Source organism: Paraburkholderia sp. BL10I2N1, from assembly GCF_004361815.1.
In the GTDB taxonomy this organism is placed as follows: domain Bacteria; phylum Pseudomonadota; class Gammaproteobacteria; order Burkholderiales; family Burkholderiaceae; genus Paraburkholderia.
The window spans coordinates 340,058-359,790 of sequence record NZ_SNWA01000002.1; the positions used below are offsets into that span (position 1 = coordinate 340,058).

General features: G+C 59.1%; 16 protein-coding genes and 3 pseudogenes. 12 read left to right on the plus strand and 7 right to left on the minus strand.

The features are described 5' to 3' along the window. Positions 1–8 precede the first annotated feature (8 nt). The 3 genes and pseudogenes from betB to B0G77_RS23510 form a co-directional block, all read left to right on the plus strand. Positions 9–1,478, plus strand: a complete 1,470-nt coding sequence (betB, locus tag B0G77_RS23500) for a betaine-aldehyde dehydrogenase (RefSeq protein ID WP_133664495.1) — start codon at positions 9–11, stop codon at positions 1,476–1,478. A 20-nt stretch (positions 1,479–1,498) separates the two neighbouring features. Further along, positions 1,499–3,220, plus strand: a complete 1,722-nt coding sequence (betA, locus tag B0G77_RS23505) for a choline dehydrogenase (protein WP_133664496.1) — start codon at positions 1,499–1,501, stop codon at positions 3,218–3,220. 263 nt (positions 3,221–3,483) lie between these two features. Next, positions 3,484–3,693: pseudogene (locus tag B0G77_RS23510) on the plus strand (IS3 family transposase); the annotation flags it as partial. Between the two features lie 12 nt (positions 3,694–3,705). On the opposite strand, the gene B0G77_RS23515 reads toward B0G77_RS23510, so the two are convergent. Both B0G77_RS23515 and B0G77_RS43865 read right to left on the minus strand, forming a co-directional pair. Next, positions 3,706–3,939, minus strand: a complete 234-nt coding sequence (locus B0G77_RS23515; protein WP_133664498.1) for a hypothetical protein — start codon at positions 3,937–3,939, stop codon at positions 3,706–3,708. Positions 3,940–3,982: 43 nt separating this feature from the next. Then, positions 3,983–4,672 carry a transposase gene (locus tag B0G77_RS43865; protein ID WP_243751181.1) on the minus strand — a complete coding sequence of 230 codons (690 nt, stop codon included), beginning with the start codon at positions 4,670–4,672 and terminating at the stop codon, positions 3,983–3,985. Positions 4,673–5,074: 402 nt separating this feature from the next. Here B0G77_RS43865 and B0G77_RS23525 point away from each other — a divergent pair. The 3 genes and pseudogenes from B0G77_RS23525 (at position 5,075) to B0G77_RS23535 (ending at position 9,426) form a co-directional block, all read left to right on the plus strand. After that, positions 5,075–6,113, plus strand: a pseudogene (locus tag B0G77_RS23525) (IS110 family transposase). 407 nt (positions 6,114–6,520) lie between these two features. Next, positions 6,521–7,579 (plus strand): GSU2403 family nucleotidyltransferase fold protein, encoded by a 1,059-nt coding sequence (locus tag B0G77_RS23530; protein WP_243751182.1) that lies wholly within the window; start codon positions 6,521–6,523, stop codon positions 7,577–7,579. 326 nt (positions 7,580–7,905) lie between these two features. Then, positions 7,906–9,426: a sensor domain-containing diguanylate cyclase gene (locus tag B0G77_RS23535; protein WP_133664499.1), complete on the plus strand. Its 1,521-nt coding sequence runs from the start codon at positions 7,906–7,908 to the stop codon at positions 9,424–9,426. 155 nt (positions 9,427–9,581) lie between these two features. Here the strand turns inward: B0G77_RS23535 and B0G77_RS23540 are convergent, their stop codons facing one another. Beyond that, positions 9,582–9,839 carry a hypothetical protein gene (locus B0G77_RS23540; RefSeq protein ID WP_133664500.1) on the minus strand — a complete coding sequence of 86 codons (258 nt, stop codon included), beginning with the start codon at positions 9,837–9,839 and terminating at the stop codon, positions 9,582–9,584. A gap of 774 nt (positions 9,840–10,613) precedes the next feature. On the opposite strand from B0G77_RS23540, the gene B0G77_RS23545 reads away from it, so the two are divergent. The 3 genes from B0G77_RS23545 (at position 10,614) to B0G77_RS23555 (ending at position 13,605) form a co-directional block, all read left to right on the plus strand. Continuing rightward, on the plus strand, positions 10,614–11,279 hold the full coding sequence (locus tag B0G77_RS23545) for a DUF2239 family protein (RefSeq protein WP_133664501.1): 666 nt from the start codon (positions 10,614–10,616) through the stop codon (positions 11,277–11,279). 22 nt (positions 11,280–11,301) lie between these two features. Further along, positions 11,302–12,633 carry a carotenoid oxygenase family protein gene (locus B0G77_RS23550; RefSeq protein WP_133664502.1) on the plus strand — a complete coding sequence of 444 codons (1,332 nt, stop codon included), beginning with the start codon at positions 11,302–11,304 and terminating at the stop codon, positions 12,631–12,633. Positions 12,634–13,146: 513 nt separating this feature from the next. Continuing rightward, entirely contained in the window at positions 13,147–13,605 is a 459-nt protein-coding gene (locus tag B0G77_RS23555; RefSeq protein ID WP_243751183.1) for a hypothetical protein, read from the plus strand. Positions 13,606–14,352: 747 nt separating this feature from the next. On the opposite strand, the gene B0G77_RS23560 is transcribed toward B0G77_RS23555, so the two are convergent. Both B0G77_RS23560 and B0G77_RS23565 read right to left on the minus strand, forming a co-directional pair. Then, positions 14,353–15,396 carry an ISL3 family transposase gene (locus tag B0G77_RS23560; RefSeq protein ID WP_243751184.1) on the minus strand — a complete coding sequence of 348 codons (1,044 nt, stop codon included), beginning with the start codon at positions 15,394–15,396 and terminating at the stop codon, positions 14,353–14,355. Then, the gene (locus B0G77_RS23565) at positions 15,303–15,578 is read right to left on the minus strand and encodes a hypothetical protein (protein WP_133662905.1); all 276 of its coding nucleotides are present in this window, start codon (positions 15,576–15,578) and stop codon (positions 15,303–15,305) included. Before B0G77_RS23565 ends, B0G77_RS23560 begins: the two co-directional genes overlap by 94 nt. Positions 15,579–16,130: 552 nt before the next feature. On the opposite strand from B0G77_RS23565, the gene B0G77_RS23570 reads away from it, so the two are divergent. Further along, positions 16,131–16,520: a transposase gene (locus tag B0G77_RS23570; RefSeq protein WP_133661086.1), complete on the plus strand. Its 390-nt coding sequence runs from the start codon at positions 16,131–16,133 to the stop codon at positions 16,518–16,520. Beyond that, a complete protein-coding gene (locus tag B0G77_RS23575; protein WP_133661607.1) occupies positions 16,517–17,416 on the plus strand; it encodes an integrase core domain-containing protein in 900 nt (299 codons plus the stop codon). Before B0G77_RS23570 ends, B0G77_RS23575 begins: the two co-directional genes overlap by 4 nt. A gap of 189 nt (positions 17,417–17,605) precedes the next feature. Here the strand turns inward: B0G77_RS23575 and B0G77_RS23580 are convergent, their stop codons facing one another. After that, complete coding sequence (locus B0G77_RS23580) at positions 17,606–17,815, minus strand: hypothetical protein (protein ID WP_133664504.1); 210 nt, start codon at positions 17,813–17,815, stop codon at positions 17,606–17,608. Positions 17,816–18,089: 274 nt separating this feature from the next. Between B0G77_RS23580 and B0G77_RS23585 the strand changes: the two genes are divergently transcribed. Beyond that, entirely contained in the window at positions 18,090–19,190 is a 1,101-nt protein-coding gene (locus tag B0G77_RS23585) for an IS5 family transposase (protein WP_133666835.1), read from the plus strand. Positions 19,191–19,355: 165 nt separating this feature from the next. On the opposite strand, the pseudogene B0G77_RS44485 reads toward B0G77_RS23585, so the two are convergent. Then, positions 19,356–19,694, minus strand: a pseudogene (locus B0G77_RS44485) (response regulator transcription factor); the annotation flags it as partial. Between the last annotated feature and the right edge of the window lie 39 nt (positions 19,695–19,733).

Below are 19,733 nucleotides of genomic sequence, written 5' to 3' on the forward strand. Positions count from 1 at the left end.
AATCCACGATGCCCTCTTACGGTCTGCAACGTCTCTATATCGGCGGTGAGTACGTCGACGCCACCAGCGGCGAAACCTTCGATACCTTCGATCCCGCCACCGGCGAAAAGCTCGCAACCGTGCAGCAGGCGAGCGCGGCCGATATCGACCGTGCCGTGCAGTCGGCCCGCGAAGGCCAGCGTACCTGGGCCGCGATGACCGCGATGCAGCGCTCCCGTATCCTGCGCCGTGCGGTCGAGTTGCTGCGCGAACGCAACGACGCGCTTGCGGAACTCGAAATGCACGACACCGGCAAGCCGATTGCGGAAACACGCGCAGTGGATATCGTGACGGGCGCAGACGTCATCGAGTACTACGCCGGGCTCGCGACGGCCATCGAAGGTCAGCAGATTCCGCTGCGTGTCGAGTCGTTTGTCTATACGCGGCGCGAGCCGCTCGGCGTCACGGCGGGCATCGGCGCATGGAATTACCCGATCCAGATTGCGTGCTGGAAATCCGCCCCCGCGCTCGCTACCGGCAACGCAATGATCTTCAAGCCGAGCGAAGTGACACCGCTGTCCGCCTCGAAGCTGGCGGAAATCTACGTTGAAGCCGGCGTACCGCCTGGCGTGTTCAACGTCGTGCAGGGCGACGGACGCGTGGGCGCCATGCTCGCGGCCCACGACGGCATCGCAAAGATTTCGTTTACCGGTGGCGTTGAAACCGGCAAGAAAGTGATGTCGCTCGCGGGCGGTTCGACGCTCAAGGAGGTGACGATGGAACTGGGCGGCAAGTCCCCACTCATCGTTTTCGAAGACGCGGACCTCGATCGCGCCGCCGACATCGCTGTCACCGCGAATTTCTTCAGCGCGGGCCAGGTGTGTACCAATGGCACGCGCGTCTTCGTCCATCAATCGGTACAGCGGGAGTTCGAAGCACGCATCGTCGAACGCGTGAAGCGGATCCGCATCGGCAAGCCATCCGATGATGCGACAAACTTCGGCCCACTCGCCAGCGCCGCGCAGCTCGACAAGGTGCTCGGTTACATCGAAAGCGGCAGACAGCAAGGCGCCCGGCTGGTGACAGGCGGCGCGCGGATCGTCGATGGAGACTACGCGCGCGGCCAGTACGTGCAGCCGACGGTCTTCGCCGATTGCCGTGACGACATGAAGATCGTCCGGGAAGAAATCTTCGGCCCGGTGATGAGTCTTCTGACGTTCAACGACGAAGACGAAGTGGTCGCCCGCGCCAACGATACGGTCTATGGCCTAGCGGCCGGCGTCGTCACGGAGAACCTTTCGCGCGCGCATCGCGTGATTCATCGTCTCGAAGCCGGCATCTGCTGGATCAATACGTGGGGCGAATCGTCGGCTGAAATGCCGGTGGGCGGCTACAAGCAGTCGGGTGTCGGCCGCGAGAACGGCATCACGACGCTTGAGCACTACACGCGCATCAAGTCCATCCAGGTCGAACTGGGCAAGTATCAGCCGGTGTTTTGACGGGTTCAGGAGAGCACAGCATGGCCGCACAGAAAGAGTATGACTACATCGTCATCGGCGCGGGTTCGGCGGGCAACGTGCTCGCCACACGCCTGACCGAAGACCCGGACGTTACAGCGCTGCTGCTCGAAGCAGGCGGCCCCGACTACCGGTTCGATTTCCGTACGCAGATGCCCGCCGCGCTCGCGTATCCGTTGCAGGGTCGGCGCTATAACTGGGCCTATGAAACCGAACCGGAACCGCACATGAACAACCGGCGCATGGAGTGCGGGCGCGGCAAGGGTCTTGGCGGCTCGTCGCTGATCAACGGCATGTGCTACATCCGCGGCAACGCGCTCGATTACGACGGCTGGGCCGAGCGCAAGGGTCTGGAAGACTGGAGCTACCTCGATTGTCTGCCGTACTTCAGGAAAGCCGAGACGCGCGACGTCGGTCCGAACGACTATCACGGCGGGGAGGGCCCCGTCCATGTGACCACCAGCAAGCCAGGCGTGAATCCGCTGTTCGGTGCAATGGTCGAAGCAGGCGTGCAAGCCGGCTACCCGCGCACCAACGACCTGAACGGCTACCAGCAGGAAGGCTTCGGTCCGATGGACCGCACCGTCACGGCAAACGGCCGCCGCGCGAGCACCGCGCGCGGCTACCTCGACCAGGCACGGCAGCGCCCCAACCTGACCATCGTCACCCACGCGACAACCGATCGCATCCTGTTCTCGGGAAAGCGCGCCAACGGCGTCGCCTACCTGCAAGGCGGCGCCCAGCTCACCGCCCACGCGCGACGCGAAGTCCTGCTTTGCGGCGGCGCGATCGCCTCGCCGCAGATCCTGCAACGCTCGGGCGTCGGGCCTGGGGCATGGTTGCGCGAACTCGACATCCCCATCGTGCTCGATCTGCCTGGTGTCGGCCAGAACCTGCAGGACCATCTCGAGGTGTACATGCAGTACGAATGCAGGGAACCGGTCTCGTTGTACCCGGCCCTGCTGCTGCGCAACCAGCCGGCTATCGGGCTCGAATGGATGCTGAAGGGCACCGGCATCGGCGCGAGCAATCACTTCGAGGCAGGCGGCTTTATCCGCACGCGCGATGACGATCCATGGCCCAACATCCAGTATCACTTCCTGCCGGTCGCGATCAACTACAACGGCACCAACGCGATCAGGATGCACGGCTTTCAGGCGCATGTCGGTTCGATGCGCTCACCCAGCCGCGGCCGGGTGAAGCTGCACTCGCGCAATCCGCACGAGCATCCGTCGATCCTCTTCAACTATATGGCCGAAGCGCTCGACTGGCGCGAGTTCCGCGACGCGATCCACATCACACGCGAGATCATCCGCCAACCCGCCCTCGATCGTTTTCGCGGACGCGAACTCAACCCCGGCGCTGAACTTCAGACCGACGGCGAAATCGACGCATTCGTGCGTGCACGTGCCGAGACGGCCTATCACCCGTCCTGTTCATGCGCGATGGGGTATGACGACATGGCCGTCGTGGATGGCGAGGGTCGCGTGCATGGCATCGAGGGCCTGCGTGTCGTGGATGCCTCGATCATGCCGCGCATCACCACGGGCAATCTCAATGCGCCGACAATCATGCTCGCCGAGAAAATCGCCGACCGGATCCGTGGACAAAAGCCGCTGACGCGGGCAGACGTGCCCTACTTCGTGGCGAATGGCGCGCCGGCTCGCGGCGTGGGCGTGAGCGCGCAAGGTGCGTCGCGTGTGCTGCCGGTGGACGCTCATTAGCCGCGGGACAGTGAAGGCTCCGTTACGCGGCCGGAGGCCAGTCACGCACGGTCGCCGACGGCGCGCCCGTTCTATCCGGATGCCGGATCCGAAGCCGGATTTACGAAAGCAAGATAAGTATTTGATTTTTAACGAACAGTCTCGCGCCGGTCAGCATTGAGATTGTCACGGCATTCAGCAGCTTCTCGGGGCATACCGAGAAACTACGGCACAGTTTGGGCACACTTCAGGAAGCGGTCATGAACGGATTGACCGTCTGCGTCGCCGCGACCACCGGAGGCTATACCGGCGACCTGGTGCGCGACGTCATGCTGCAGGCCGTCGAGAACCGCTTCGCCGGTGCACTGAAGGCTGACAGCGAAATCGAATGGCTCAGTGACAACGGTTCCTGCTACATTGCCGAGCAAATGCTGATGTTCTCGAAAGGCATCGGTCTGAAATCGGTCACGACGCCCGTGAGAAGTCCGCAGAGCAAGGAATAGGTTTCACATTGCACCTTGTCCGGTAATTGGAGCGGCGATGAAGGTTGGCGGCGTCGCCTTGATGAGATTTAAAACACAGTGGCAGACTATCAACTGGTTGCGCGCTTCGAGCAGGCTCGGCGCAGCGCGGTTGGACAAGCCCATGGGATGGGAAGGAATCGCGGCGGCCAGGCGTGCGATGCGACCATGTGTGTCGTTGTGCGAAGGTATCGGCATCTTGCGGGCGAGCGTGACCACGGCGCGATGGCCGGCGATGAAACAAAGGTCTCGAAGCAAGTGATCAGCTTCGGCAGTAGTGCCGAATATTGATCATCGTGTACGCGAGGGTTTTCAATGCGTAGTGCAGGTGGCTGAGTCGCTCGAAGCGCAGCAGCAGGCGCCGGAACTTATCTTCCCACGCGAACACCCGCTCGATTGTCCTGAACCGTTCTTTAAAGATGGCCGGATCGAACAGCGGCTTGCGCCCGCGCTTCGGTCCTTTTCTGCCGCGCGAATTAGGGTTGATGTTAGGCACCATGCCGCGATTGAAAATGGCTTTGCGGTTGGGCCGGCAATCGTACACGCCATCCAGGCTCATGACCGTGCCCCGCAGATCCAGCCCCACCGCACGGGCGATGCTCGTGAGGCGCGGCAGCGCTTCTCGTAACAGCGGTGATTCATTGCGATTGCCCGGTGCTCTGACGAACGGCGCGATGACGTTGCAATTCCGGTCACACAGGGCAACCACCTTGCAGCCCTTGAGCTTCTTGTGGCCGCTGAAGCCGAGATTGTCGCCGCCTTTCTTCGCGGCGGTTGTGGTGCCATCGCCATGGATGATGCGCGTGTCCAGGCGGTGATCGCCATGAAGCCTGAACACCGAAGCCTCGAAAATGGCATCAAGGCATCCGTCCGATTCCCAGCGCCGGAAGGCGCGATAAATGCGTGTGTAATCGATCTCGGGACGGCCGTGCCAATCCTTCTCGATGGGCAACTCCTTCCACTGGCAGCCGAGATAGAGCGCCTTCAGGATGTAGTTGAAAATCGCATGCGCGCTGAGCTTTCGCGCTGGTCCGCGACGGCCCTTGCTCAGATGAGGCCAGACAAATTGCTCGAAACTCTCCGACGCTCAATTTCGTTGGAATCTCTTGCCACGATTGACTTTCGGCCATTTCGACCTTCAAAGCATCGGGATTCTAGCCGATTCGTGCCAGGCGGGTAGAACCCAAGCCCGGGGGCCTTTCAACCGATTCCGCCAGCTGGAAAAAACCCGCAATGAAATGAACGCGTCCCACCCGTGAACGAAAGCGAAGTAAGGTGGATCCTCACGGGCCAACGGCATCGATGTGCCCAAGTGGAAAATGCACGCATTTCCCAGCAACCGGAGGATCCACAGATGAATGCTACGCCAGTTGGAATCGACATTGCGAAGAATGTGTTTCAGGTGCACTACGTCGACGCGCAGGTGCACTACGTCGACGCGCAGACAGGTGAGATCATGAACAGGCCGATCAAACGCGCTCAGTTTCTCGAGCACTTCGCGAATTGCGCGCCGTGCCTGATTGGCATGGAAGCATGCGGCAGTGCGCATCACTGGGCTCGGCAACTGACGAAGATGGGCCACGAGGTCAGGCTGATGCCCGCGCAGTTCGTGAAGGCATTCAACATTCGCAACAAGAGCGATGCGGCAGACGCGAAGGCAATCTGGCTGGCAGTACAGCAGCCGTGCAAGGCGGTGGCGGTAAAGACGGAGATGCAACAGGCGGTGCTGATGATGCACCGGCAGCGAGAGCAACTGGTGAAGTTCCGCACGATGCAGATCAACGGCCTGCGCGGGATGCTGGCCGAGTTCGGCGAAGCGATGGGCAAAGGCCGCAGTGCGCTGGGCAAAGCAATTCCCGATGCGCTCATGCGTGTCGAAGAGTGTCTGCCGAAGGTGCTGATTGATACGCTACGCGAACAGTGGACGCGGATTGAAAAGTTGGACGAAGAAATCGCGACGATCGAGAGGCGGTTGCGCGAGTGGAAGAAGGAAGACAAGGCAGTGAAGGCGATCATCGAGATTCCGGGCGTGGGCCTGCTGACGGCGACGGCTGCGGTCGCGATGATCGGAGATCCGAAGGCGTTCAGATCGGGGCGTGAGTTTGCGGCCTGGGTCGGAATTGTGCCGAAGCAGACCGGTTCGGGCGGCAAGGTGAACCTGCACGGGATCAGCAAGAGGGGCGACACCTACCTGCGCACGCTACTGATCCACGGCGCGCGGGCCGTGCTGACGCGCGAAGGACCCTGGTCCGTGGGTTGAGCAGATGAAAAAACGGCGACCACCAAACGTGGTGGTGACTGCTTTGGCGAACAAGATGGCACGGACGATCTGGGCGGTGCTCGCTCATGACCGATCGTATGAAAAAGGGTACGTGAGCATGAAGCCCGTCTGAGCGGCGGCCGAAACGTAGAGGATTAACGTTTAACACAGGGTGGATGTCGAAAAGTTGCGTTGGCAATCGCGTGAGATGACAAGACAGGTCGGACCGGGACTCACTAAACTTGAACTGGTTGCCGAGCTTCGAGCTCGTACCCGCAATGAGGCGTGAGTCAGCGGATTTCATCGGGGCCCGCAGCGACAGTATCGGCTGCAACAAGGCCGGATATACAGCTGCAACCCATCCTGTCAATGTCGGAACGCACGAAACACTGGCGCAATCGGGACGCGTTCATATACCACCAGTTGGTAGTCGACGAACGGTCTGTTCGGGCATCAGTAGTTTTTAAAAAACTACTGATACCCGATTGCATGGTATGGAGTATCATTCTCAGTGATTTATGAAAAACTACTGAGAAAACCGTGATCACCTCGCCAACCGGATCCCTCTACACCCTTCACGAGACCGCGCTGCACGCGATGTACGCCGACCTCGAACGCGTCGCGCAAATGCAGGACAAGGTTTTCATCGGCGCGCCCGGGACCATCGTCCAGCACCGCAAAGGCGAGGCTGAGTACTACGCGCGCCAGTATCTGGATGGCGACGGCCGACAGCGGCAGGCGTATCTCGCGGGGCCTGTCGGCTCGCCAGAGGCGGATGCGCTGAAACAGTCGGTGCAGGACCGTATCGACGAGGTCAAGGCGGTGATCAAGACGGTGCGCGAACTCGCCAAGCTCAACTTCGGTGTGGCCGATGCGAAGACCTATGCGACGGTCGGCGCACTGTTCAACCACGGCGTGTTCGTCGCGGGCGGCACGCTGGTCGGTTCGCACGCGTACGGCGTGATCCTGAACCGGCTCGGCATCCGCGCCGCGAGCTATCACACCGAGGACATCGACATCGCGCGACGCGAGCAGCTCGCGCTCTCCGATATCCCGGCCGGCGGTCTTCTCGAAATCCTCAAGCAGACGGGCATCCGGTTTGTCGAGGTGCCAGGGCTTGACCGATCGGCGCCAGCAACGTCCTTCAAGGAGGCGGGAGCGTCGCGTTTTCATGTTGACCTGCTTGTGCCGTCGGCCGACGAGAGTTTTACAATCCGGCCAGTACCCGAACTCAACGCGCACGCCGCTGGCCTTCCGTACCTCGCCTACGTCCTTGGGACCTCACAGAACGGCGTGCTGCTCTCGCGCCACGGTGCAGTGCCGGTACGCGTGCCCGATGCCAACCGATTTGCCGTGCACAAGCTGCTCGTCTCCCAGTTGCGCACGAACGACAGCACGAAGTCCCTCAAGGATCTGCAGCAGGCTGCCGTTGTCATCGGCTTTCTCGGCGAGCATCATCCCGGCAGTATTGCGGATGCGTGCGAAGCGCTCCCTACCAGTGCGCGTAGTCGCGTGAAGCGTGCCGTCGCGCCGCTCGAGCGGCTGCTCGAACCGCATCCGGCAGCCCTCGACGAAGTGCGGGAGGCGCTCGCGGACTAGGACGCGGTCGCGGCAACCCCGCGGCCCTACCCAGCGCGTCGCCGCGTCAACCGGCGCGTGGCTACTTCCTAGACATAACGGTCGCTGCTGACTGAACACCGCAGGGGCCCGTCTCGGGCACGAGGCTGCGATAAATGACCGTTGGCGTGCTACTAAAATACTCAAGTAATGATTCTGACAGGTGCAAGGCGGCGATAATCCGGGCTGCATCGATAATGGCGCGCCGTGAAAAATAACGACCCGATTTGGCGAAAACGCGCGCTGGCATCGCCGAAATGCGCCGACATTCCTTTGGGACGCGCGGATGATTTGTTTCCAGAGGCTCCATGCGATTGCGGTTGACTCCTTTTCTGCTCCGATATGTACGGTCGGCCGCCGCCCGGGCGTTGTCGCCGTCTGGTGTAATCGTATGCGGGGTCCTGCTGCTAGTGTTCGCATGCGGGCTGTGCGCGTGGGTCCTGTACGAGTCACGTAACGATGCCTACGAACACGCCGAGGAGAACGCGCGGAATCTGATGCTGGTCATCGAGCGCGACATTGCCCGCAACGTCGAACTTTACGATCTTTCGTTACAGGCGGCCGTGGACGGAGTAGCTGATCCGCAGGTCATGGCACTTTCGCCGAAGATCCGGAGCGAAGTGTTGTTCGACCGGGCTGCCTCCGGCAAGTACCTGGGATCCATCTTCGTGATGAATGAACGCGGCGACATCATCATTGACTCCCGATTCATGCCCGCGCGCGTGGGGAACTTCGCTGACCGTGACTATTTCACCGTCCACCGTGATCACCGCAACACCGGCCTCTACATCGGCAAACCCTACGCTTCACGGCTGCGCGATGGGGCGCTCACAATTGCGCTGAGTCGCCGGATCACGCGCGCGGACGGCTCGTTCGGTGGGGTCGTGGTCGGAACATTGAGCATCGACTATTTCCGCGCTTTACTGGACGGGCTGTCCGTGGGGGAGCACGGAACAGCTGCGGTGGTCGAGACAAACGGCACCATGATCACGCGATTACCGTACGACCGGAACGTAGTCGGACGCGACATCCGGAACGCTCCCGTATTCATTCAGGCGATGTCGAGGAACGATGGTGCATTCACCGGTACTGCATCGATCGACGGGATTCGCCGACTCTACGTGTACAGGCGCCTGGCAGGGCTTCCACTCATTGTCGATGTAGCACCTGCGGAAGCGGACATTTACGCTGGATGGCAACAGCGCGCCCGCCGGCTTGCGATCCTGATGGCCGTATTCAGTGCGATCATTGTCGGCGGCTCGTTGGTACTGTCGCGGGAACTCCAGCGGCGGCAGCTTGCCGAGTCAAGACTGACGCGTCTCGCGCGTACGGACGCACTCACTGGACTCTGTAACCGGGGCACCTTCGATGAAACGCTGCAGAAGGAATGGCAGCGGGCCCACCGAACGGGGCGTCCACTCTCACTGCTGTTCGTCGACATCGATCAGTTCAAGGCATACAACGACTACTATGGTCATCAGGCGGGCGACGAAGTGTTAAGGATCATCGCTCAATGTCTGGCCCTGTGCGTTCGTCGCCCCGCCGACGAGGTGGCGCGCTATGGTGGCGAGGAATTCGTGGTGACCCTTCCCGATACCGATCCGGCAGGCGCGATGGGAATGGCCGAAACCATCCGGCACGCGGTCTACGACCTGGATATCGAACATGTCCAGAGCCGGTATGGCCGCGTGACCGTGAGCATCGGCGTGGTCACGACCCAGGACCGCGCGGCTCACGATGGAGCGGTGCTGGTGAAGATGGCTGATTCGGCCCTGTACGAAGCCAAATCAACGGGCCGTAACCGGGTGTGTGAAGCACAGAACGTATGAAATGGTGCCGCTCCATTGTTGATAAAAGCGGCCCATCCGGCAGGACGGGCCGAACGTTCGGATTAACCGGTGCCATTGTTAGTTGTGCGATTAATCCATCCCGGCATGGCGTATCAGGCTTTTCGTTTGGCTGATGTTTCGGCCGGGATACTGCTTCAGGATGTCAGTGTGTCGCCCTGCCTGCTAGCGACGTTGCCGTCGCGCTCATTGATCCACTCAAATGCCCATTGTTGGGCAACTTCGGTCGCCTCTTCCTCGGTGTCGCACCAGGCAAGGTTACGCTCGATGTGCATTTCACAGTCAGCAGCATCATCATCAGTCGATGCGTGGACCAGCCTCGCATGGGCGAAAAATTTCCCAATGGAGAAATTCGGGGTCGCATCGATGATCCACCCACGGTATCCGCATTCCATGATCACCTCCGATACTCAGCCTAATCGGGATTCGAAACGACAAAGCATGGATTCGTCCGGTCGCAATCGCTAAACCTCCAACGTCAAAAGTTCGCCGCTTCCATGCCTCGCAGATGGACAGACGTCCGTCTCGGGCTGCCGATACTGTTATAGACCCGCCAGCGATCCGCCGGTGATTCCGACTATCGATGAAAGCAAAAAAAATGCCTCCAGACAGACAGTCGACCGAAGGACCTGGCGGGGAAGTCGCCTGGCTCTGCTGGCGAACGGCCGGACTCGTCCTGACCTGCTGAAAATGCAGTCCCCTCGCCGCCTGCCCGCTCCGCTTGGGGTTTTGATGCAGCCGACGCCGAACCCTGGGAGCCTTGCCGCGCGGGTAGCAGGAAGAATTCGGGCGCAGCAACGTGCTGCATTTTGATGCGCGTAAGCGGGGAAGGTATTCGCATTTCTGGCTGATGCTTGCGTTCTTTGTTGCATCGCAAAATTTCGAATCCTGAGCGTGTGTGGAGCGACGGACTCATGTCGACCCGTTTCTGCCTTACGCACTTCCCGAAACCGGCCGTTCCAACGCGCAGAAACCGACGCTCACTGTCGGCTATTCCCGCTTCCAGAAGCCGCAACAAGCCGGAGTTTGTGCAGCGCACTCGCGATCACCCCGACCGCACGGAGCGCACGGTCGAGTGACTCGAATCGCAGGATTTTTATCCGGGTGTTATTGACAACATTTTTACCCGGGTATAAATTGGTGGCCGTTCCCGATCCGAGATCCGCGCGATGTCACACGATTTCCCCTCTCTATATACATCCTTCGACGGTCATCGGCGTATTGCGTCGGGTCCATTGGAAACGGTCGCCCTAGCGGTTAAACAGGCAGTCGAGACCGGGGCCCACGGCCCCGTCCTGATTTTCGATGACACAACCGGGCGTTCGATCGACATCGATACGAGAGGTTCGGATCACGAGATGTTGGCGCGTCTCGCCACGCACCCGGCTAAAGCCGATGATCGTGCCGGGTCGGCGCAACCTGGCAACCCATTCGACGCCGCTATCAACTCGCCCGAAACTGGGGAGCCGGTAGATCAACGTCGCGGGCGGGGGCGTCCCAAGCTAGGCGTAGTAGCTCGCGAAGTTACTCTGCTGCCGCGTCACTGGGAATGGCTAACTGCACAGCCCGGCGGTGCTTCCGTAGTTTTGCGAAAACTGGTCGATGAAGCCAAGCGAACGCACGGCGAGAAAGACAGACGTCGCAGAGCGCAGGAGCGTACCTACCATTTCATGTCTGCGATGGCCGGAGACATGCCCTTTTTCGAAGAGGCTGCGCGCGTGCTTTTTGCGAACGATCAGCAACGCTTCCGCGATCTTGTTGCTGCGTGGCCCGGGGACGTGCGCGATCACGCCATCGCGCTCGCTTTCGGTACCAACCATGATGGTGCCGTTTAACGCCTAGATAGAAAGACAAAAAATGACCACAATCGACTTAAATTCAGGCGCAACAGCGGCCGTCTTTAACGAAGTCCATCTTGTCGATCTTCCCGTTACGGGAACAATCCCGCAAGATCTCAATGGTGTACTGGTACGCAATGGGCCCAATCCATTGCGCGGGCATTTCAACGGACACGACGTGTTGGATTGGTGGCCGGAAGATGCGATGCTGCATGGCATCTCTCTGCAGGGCGACCGTGCAACGAGCTACAGAAATCGCTGGGCTCGCACAAAGAGATGGGCACACGTACACGACCCGGATGCCTCGCCGATGCTGCTTGATACGAATCCGAACGTGAATGTGCTTTACCACGCAGGCGAAATTTTGGCATTGGCTGAAGGCGGTGTCCCGCTCGCCATAACAGCCGAGCTCGAGACACTCGGCGCGACACGTTCTCATCCGGGACTCGCAAACGGCATGACCGCCCATCCGAAAGTTGACCCCCAGACGGGCGAACTGATGAGCTTTCGCGCGGATTGGAAAAAGCCGTATTTGCGCTATGCCGTGACGGACGCGAACGGCATGCCAAGCGTTGAGCTCGACATTGAGATGTCATCGCCCTCAATGATGCACGATATGGCAATCACCGCCACCCGAAGTATCTTTCTAGATCTTAATGTCGGTTATGACTTTTCGATGCTATCTCGTGGTCATCGGATGCCGCTACGTTGGCGCGACGACCATAAGGCAAAGTTGGGGATCATTCCGCGCCATGGCGGCGAGGTGCGCTGGTTTGAAATAGCGCCGTGCTTTATCCTGCACGTTGTGAACGCATACGACGCAGACGAGGCTACAGTGGTGCTCGACGCGATTCGATATCCCCGGTATTTGCGGCTGCATGAGGAGGGTTTGACTTTTGAAGACCCGCCGCTGGGAGTCTTGTGGCGCTATGTCATTGACCTCGGTAGAGGAATCGTGACTGAAAAGCAAATGACGGATGTTTGTATCGAGCTGCCTCGCATCAACGAAGGACGAACTGGCCGCCCCTATCGATTTCTCTACGCCGCTGAGCAACCTACAAATACGGAAATTCGTGGCGTCGTTCGCTATGATTTCGAATCCGGTTCAATACAGCGATATAGGGTTCCGGAAGGGGACCAAAACAGTGAACCGGTGTTCGTAGCGCGTCCTCTGTCCTCGGCCGAAGACGATGGCTGGCTGCTCGTCTGTGTCTATCGTCACGCGACCGACACCAGCGATCTGGTCATTCTCGACGGCCAGAGTATAGAGGCCGCTCCGATCGCGACAGTACGACTGCCCAGGCGAATTCCCTCTGGATTTCACGGGGCATGGTTGTCAAAAGACTGCTAGGTTGCCGCGACAGCCTTCCTCGCTGCGATGTATGCTGGCCGGCAGCAAGCGAGTCCTTGAATGGCTGTTCATGAGAAAAATGAAAGGGCAACCTCAAGGTCCGCTGTTGGCCGGCTACTGCCTGATGCGGTCGGCCGAAATCAGCCGAGGCGGTCGATCGGCTTGTTCCTTCTGACGGTATCGTTCTGGCCGACCGGCACCTCTTCGATGACACGGGGCCGGCGTGGTTGCCTAGGGGGACAAGAGGCGTGGCCGGTAACGGATTTATTGTCGCAACCGTGACAGATTCATGGCGGTCTACGGAAGCGCGGGATGATTTGCGAGAAATCAGGATTAATTGAGCTGCTGCCGACCTATTGACGTCCAGGAGCACGGCTTTTTCACAACTTTTTGCGGATACACTCCCTTTCCAATACCTGGACGCATAAGCCGGTGGTGTGACCACCGAAACTGATCCGGCAAACAGCTTCGCTATAATCGGGCTATCTTCCCACACCACCCTGCTTCCAGTAGATGTCCGTCAAACGTAACCGGTCTCGGGCCGGTCAGCCACGCCGGCCGCTGACAAAGGCGCTGTTATTACCGATGGATCGTGCGTCCGCTAGCGAACAGTCCCTGAGGCTGCATCTGGCGCTTGTCGCTTGTCGTGAGTGCCAGGCCAATAGTCACCTGATCAACGAACTGATGCGCGCCGTCTACCTTGCTTATTTTCTGCAACGCGCGGGCTACGGAAGGCATCCCGCCGAGCACTTCAAGGTCGCCGAGTGTGCTGTGGAGGTGACGCTGGCGCACGCGCATGAGACGGGTGAGTGGCGTCTGACGCCGGACGTCATCGTCGACTTTGAAGAACTGATAGCTCTGTATGACGCGCAACTTGCCCGCGCACCACTGCATGCGGTATTTCACGCCGAAGCGCAACTCAGGGATTTTCTCGCAGGAACGGAAAGCTCGCCTATCGTCGTGGAGGAGTAACTCTCGCACCGCTGCACTAGCTTGTGGGTGTATGAGTTCAAGCTACGACATCCTTGGATGTGAGCGGTGATCTCTAGCAGCGCGAAGCCACGCTCACCACGTTCCGACACGCGCAAGGCGGAGCGCTAACGTCGTTGAACACTTGAGCACCAGTGTTATATATTAGGACTACCTATAAATGTTGATCATTTCTTTTATGTCAAATTGAGTGGATCGTTGTTGTTCCATACAGCCTCGCGTTGGTTCAAGTAATTTTGTTTCCGTTTTGCAAGTAATTTTGTTCCCAACCCCCAAGGCGAGCGACCAAGGGTGAGCTTTCCGGCGCGTCGTGCTCGTCGGTCAGCGGCTCGGCGAGCAGCCCGTACATCCACTCTGCAGGACAACGCAGACAGATCATGAGCACGGCTACGCCGAGCGGGTCATGATCGCCACTGGTCCGCAGTGAGCAGCTCACGTCGAAGCATTTTTGTTGGGCTCCACGTCGTTATTCTGTTCCCTGGTCCAGCCGGTCCGTCGCGAAACGCCTGCAGAAGGCCCAGCCCTTCGGGCTTTTGACCCACCGAATGAGCGACAACGTGTTGAAAAGGATACGAAATTGCTTGTACTGTCGGCCGAAGGCACAATTTTGCTTGAACTTTTTGCAAGCAATTTTGTTCTCGATGGTCGTGGCAGCCGCTAATTTCCGGCGGTCCAGTAGTAACAAAATTAGGATCTTCGCGGAAAGGTGTGATGAAAAATCGCCATTTTTCAGATTCGAGGCAGCATGCAAGTGAGGATCTTCAGGCGCAGATATTCCTCATCTCGCAATCCGTACGCGCGTCGCTGGATAACCCGAACCTTGTTGTTGAGTCCCTCAACGAATCCGAGCGGCACCTTGTTTTCTGGCTTGCAATAGGAAGCAATCCCGTCCCAATGACGCTCGACCATCGCGGCAAACTTCTCGTAGGGCTTCAAACGCTGCCACTTCAAGCTGGATTTCCAGTTCTCGAAGAAGCGACGTGCCCAGCCTTCGCGCTCGTAGTCCCACAACTGCCCGAACGACTCCTTGAGCAGGTACGCGGTATTCAGACGTCGGTTCGCTGCGAGCAGCGTCTTCAACGAGTTCCTGCCTTCCATCGACAGGTTCTCGCGATGACTGAGCAGAACGTACTTCTGGCCTTTGATGTAGCGCCGCTGCTCGCCTTGCAGGCGAGCGTATTCGCTCTTGCGCACTTCATCCAGGGCTTCGTTGAGCTGCTTTATGACGTGGAATTTGTCGTACAGGATGGCCGCATGCGGCACGCGTTCCTGCGCGACGTTGTAAAACGGCCGCCACATGTCCATCACGACAAGCCGGATGCCGCGGGCCTTTTTCTCGCCCAGCCAGTCATAGAACTGATGCATGCTGGCCTCCTTTCGATCTTCGCCACCAAACCAGATTGCACGGCCCCGTATCAGGTCGCTCACAACAATGCGGTACGTCTGTCCCTTGCCAATCGAAATCTCGTCGATGCCGATGACCTTCGGCCCGGGCGTGCCGAACCGCTCCAGTTGCGCCCGCATGTACTGCATCTCGAGGTCCTTGACCGTGTGCCAGTGCAATTGCAGTTCGTCAGCCACGTCCTTGATCGTGCTGTCGCGACAGCGGCGACCGACGTACCACGCGAAGCGCTTCGTGTAGTGAGGGTTGTCCGCCAGAAAGCTCAGTCGTTCGCCTTTCACGCTGCCATCGCATCGACAGCGGACCCGACGAGCTTCGAGTTCCAGGTAAATCCGTACATCGCCGTTCGGCAGATCTCGAACGCGACGCACCCTGCGATCGTGGATCGAGCACCGCCGACCACATCCCTTGCAGGCCGTTTTTTTGAGCGCCGAAACAGCGTGACGACGCGTGCCATGCGATCACCGAAGACACCGCGCAGCGCTTCGCAAGGACGGAACCCGTCGAACCGGTATGCGTCGGAAAGACGCTTGAGTTTGCGTGAAGTAGCCATCGCGAAATCATGCCCGATTTCGAGAGGCCATCAAGACGCGCAAACCCTTGCCCAGATTGGCTCTCCGACATTTTCATCATGAAAAACCATCACACTTTTCCGCGAAGACCCCAAAATTACTTGCACCGACGGCTTTCAAAGCTAGCTGGCGTATTGGTGAGTTATCTCACAACGGACACGCAGATCGAGCGGGCTACCGACGCGATCGATACCCTCGTGAACTTTCGAGAGCGCCGAGTGAGTCAGTAAATGTTTTACCGTCAGAAAGTCTTCAGGTTACGAAACAACTGCTGATAAGTCAGTGCTCGCATTGCATCGAAACTTGCTTGGGTGTTGTCGAGAACGACAAGACCGGGAGCCGCTTTACCACTTGGATTTGTAACTGGTTCGTCAACCGGTCTTATTTCGTAGACGGCCACAGCGATTAACGTGAGACCGCACACCACCTTCAAGACGAAAACCTTGCGGCGCTTCGCAGTTGTCAGTGCCGCGCCTCCTGTTTTTCTGGACACAGATTTGGGGTAAAACGTGGGTCCCAAACTGGAGTTGTTGATGTTGAAGAAAACAGATGTAAACGGGGTTGCGCCAGAGGCGCTGGAAGGAGCGCGTAGCGCGACTGGAAGCGCCTCTGGCGCCGCCGAAGTCAAGCGTTGGTCGACCGGTCGCAAACGCGGCGTGGTGCTTCGGTTGCTGCGTGGCGAACCCGTCGACGCCGTGTCCCGTGAAGTCGGTGTGACGATCGCCGTGCTCGAGCAATGGCGTGAGCTGGCACTGGCCGGCATGGAGGCCGGCCTGAAGGCACGCACCAGCGATCCCCTGGAAGCCCGGCTCAATGACGCCGTGCGGCGCGTCGGCGAGTTGTCTATGGAAAACGAGATCCTGCGCAAGGAACGTGAACTGCAGGCCCGTCGCCCTTTGACCGCTCGGAGATCGTCGACATGAGCCGCGCGATCTCCGTTAGTGCGAACAAGCCCTTTGGATTGCAACGGGTTTGCCAGGTGCTCGGATTCCCCCGCTCGACGATCTATGCTGTCCGCGCGAGGACAGCGGACAACGTGGTGCCGATCATCCCGGGCCGCCGCGGCCCGAAACCGAAGATGCCCGATGCTGACCTGCTGAAGGCCATCCGCGACGATCTGGTGGCTTCCCCCTTCATCGGCGAGGGGCATCGCAAGGTCTGGGCGCGCTTGCGTATCCTGCACGACATCCGGGTCTCCCGGACCCGCGTGCTGCGACTGATGCGCGAGCACAGCCTGCTGTCGCCGCACCGGCAAGCGCGAGGCGAACCCAACCTTCACGATGGCCGGATCACAACCGATTGCCCGAATGAGATGTGGGGCACCGACGGCGTGCGCATCGCGACCGTGGACGACGGCATGGTGTGGATCTTCTCGGCCGTTGATCATTGCGACGGCATGTGTACCGGCATTCATGCCGCGAAGATTGGCGACCGCTTTGCTGCCCTCGAGCCGATCTCCCAGGGGCTGCTGGACGAATTCGGTTCCGTGCTCGCCGATGCGGGCCGCGGGCTGTCGCTGCGTATGGATCACGGTTCGCAGTACACGTCGGACGACTTCCGTAACCAGATCCGGTTCTGGGGCATCGCGCCGAGCTATGCCTTCGTCGCCGAACCCCAGACCAACGGCGTCGCCGAGCGATTCAACCGGACAATGAAGGAACAGGCTATTCATGGACGCATCTTCAAAAACCTGGAGGAAGTTCGTGCCGCCGCCATCGCGTTCAAGGATCGATACAATCGCGACTGGCGTCTTGAAAAGTTGGGCTTCAAATCACCCCTCGAAGCCCGTCAGGAACGGCTGATGAAGCTGGCCGCCTGAGCTGCAAAAGCGTGTCCAGACAACCGGAGCCGGTACATTCGCAGTTGTCAGTCCATAAAACCAGTTCATGCAACACCTCATCTACATTGAACCTAGCTTTGCGAAATGTCGAACATTTAGGTCCGACGTGCTGGAACGCTGCCACATTCATGAGCTTTTCTGATTCGCAGAAGCTTGGCCTGATACTTGTCAGATTACGTCCGACAAACCCATCACGCGCTCGTGAGCCCGATCGATGCCCTCAGAGTTTGTTTCGCTGGCACCCAACTCGCGAATACTGTTTGCAAAGCGCTGAAGGGCCTGAAGGGATCCATACACGCTTTTGTATTCTGCGCTGCCGATCCGACCGTCGAGAACTACCTGCATTCCCGAGTCGCTCGCTATCCTTTCGATATCCATGATCTTTCACCTTCAATTGCTAACACTACCCGCGGGAGTTCCGCCTGATTCGTTCGGCCCGCGGTGAAAACTTCCACCGTCGGACCGCCTGACTAAGGGGGAAGCACGCACCGCAATTTATGACCGTGCCCGAAAAACATTCCGGCAATTTCTTTTTTGTAACCTCTGCGGTTTCATATACTAACAGGCTGTTGAAATACCTCGTTTCTCCGTCATCCGGGACGAAGGGGTAAACGTTGAAGGTAATGTCATGAATGTGAGCGGGATGAAACGGATGCGCGGTGCCGATGGTTTTACGGAGTCGATGTTCACGGTGTTGAAGCTGGATGATTTTGTGCCGAAAGACCATCCGTTGCGTCCGATTCGCACTTGGCTCAACGATGCGCTCAAACGCATGGACGACGTGTTTGCCCGGATGTACGAGGCTGATGCGAAAGGTGGGCGGCCGAGCATTGCACCGGAGAAGCTGGTGCGAGCGTTACTGCTTCAGGTGCTGTACTCGATTCGCAGCGAGCGCATGTTGATGGAACAGATTTCCTACAACATGCTCTTTCGCTGGTTCGTCGGCTTGCCGATGGATGGGACGGTGTGGGACCACTCGACATTCAGCAAGAACCGCGACCGACTGCTTGAGCACGATGTGCTGGTATTGCTCTTCAACGAGACGGTTGAGACTGCGCGCGAGCGTGGGCATCTGTCGGGTGAGCACTTTAGCGTTGACGGCACGCTGATTCAGGCATGGGCGGGACACAAGAGCTTTGTGCCGAAGGCAAGTCCGGACAAAGACGATACGCCGCCCGACGAACCGCGGGCGCCCAATGACAACTGGCACGGTCAGAAGCGCAGTAACGCGACGCATCAGTCCACGACCGACGAGCAGGCGCGCCTGTTTCGCAAGAGCAAAGGAACCGGTGCGATGCTTTGCTACATGGGCCATGTACTGACTGACAACCGGCACGGCCTGGTAGTCAACGCGCAGGTGACGCTGGCGACGGGCACCGCCGAGCGCGACTGCGCCGCGCAAATGCTTGCTGACGCCGCGAAGGTGGCCCCGGGCGGCATTACGGTCGGGGCAGACAAGAACTACGACACGGCCGGCTTTGTCGCCACCTGTCGAGCAAATCGCGTCACGCCTCATGTCGCGCAAAACGATGGGCGTCCAGGAGGCTCAGCGATTGACGAGCGAACCACGCGTTGGCCGGGTTACGCGGTCAGCCAGCAAAAACGTAAGCGGATTGAGCAGGTGTTCGGATGGGGCAAGACAGTCGGACGAATTCGACAGGCGATGTATCGAGGACTTGAACGCGTGGACCAGCTCTTCGTGCTGACGCAGGTCGGCTACAACTTGACGCGTATGCGCACACTTGCCCGTTGAGGGCCGGGATGCAATGGATAACATCGATATGGTGAAACCGTTAGCAGCCTCGAACGCCCGGAAAATGTGTTCCGCGTTTCAGAAGTGCGAACTCAGCATCCGTCGCAATGCACCTGAGTGCATCAACGACGGATATTTCAACAGCCTGCTAACTTCCGAGGACCCGAGCCCATGTCGGTATGCATATCGGATCATATCGGCGTTATTTTCAAAGCCGAGCTTGCGCATTATCCTCAACTTGTGCGAACTGATCGTCTTCGCACTCACTTCACAAGTATTGGCAATCTCGTTTATCTTCTTTCCTTTTGCCAGCATTTGCAGCACCTGACACTGCCGCTCAGAAAGGACGTCATGGGGCGGTATATCACCGCGAAGATTTCCAAATACCATTGCATCGACAAGCGTAGAATCAACGATTCGTCCACCGTTAGCGAGCTTTCGGATCGCCGTAAGCAGCGCTTCGCTATCGATTCGCACCGCCTCGGAGAGCTGACCAGCCCCGGCGTGCGAACCCCGGCAGCGAAGATTCAGGAGACACGCATG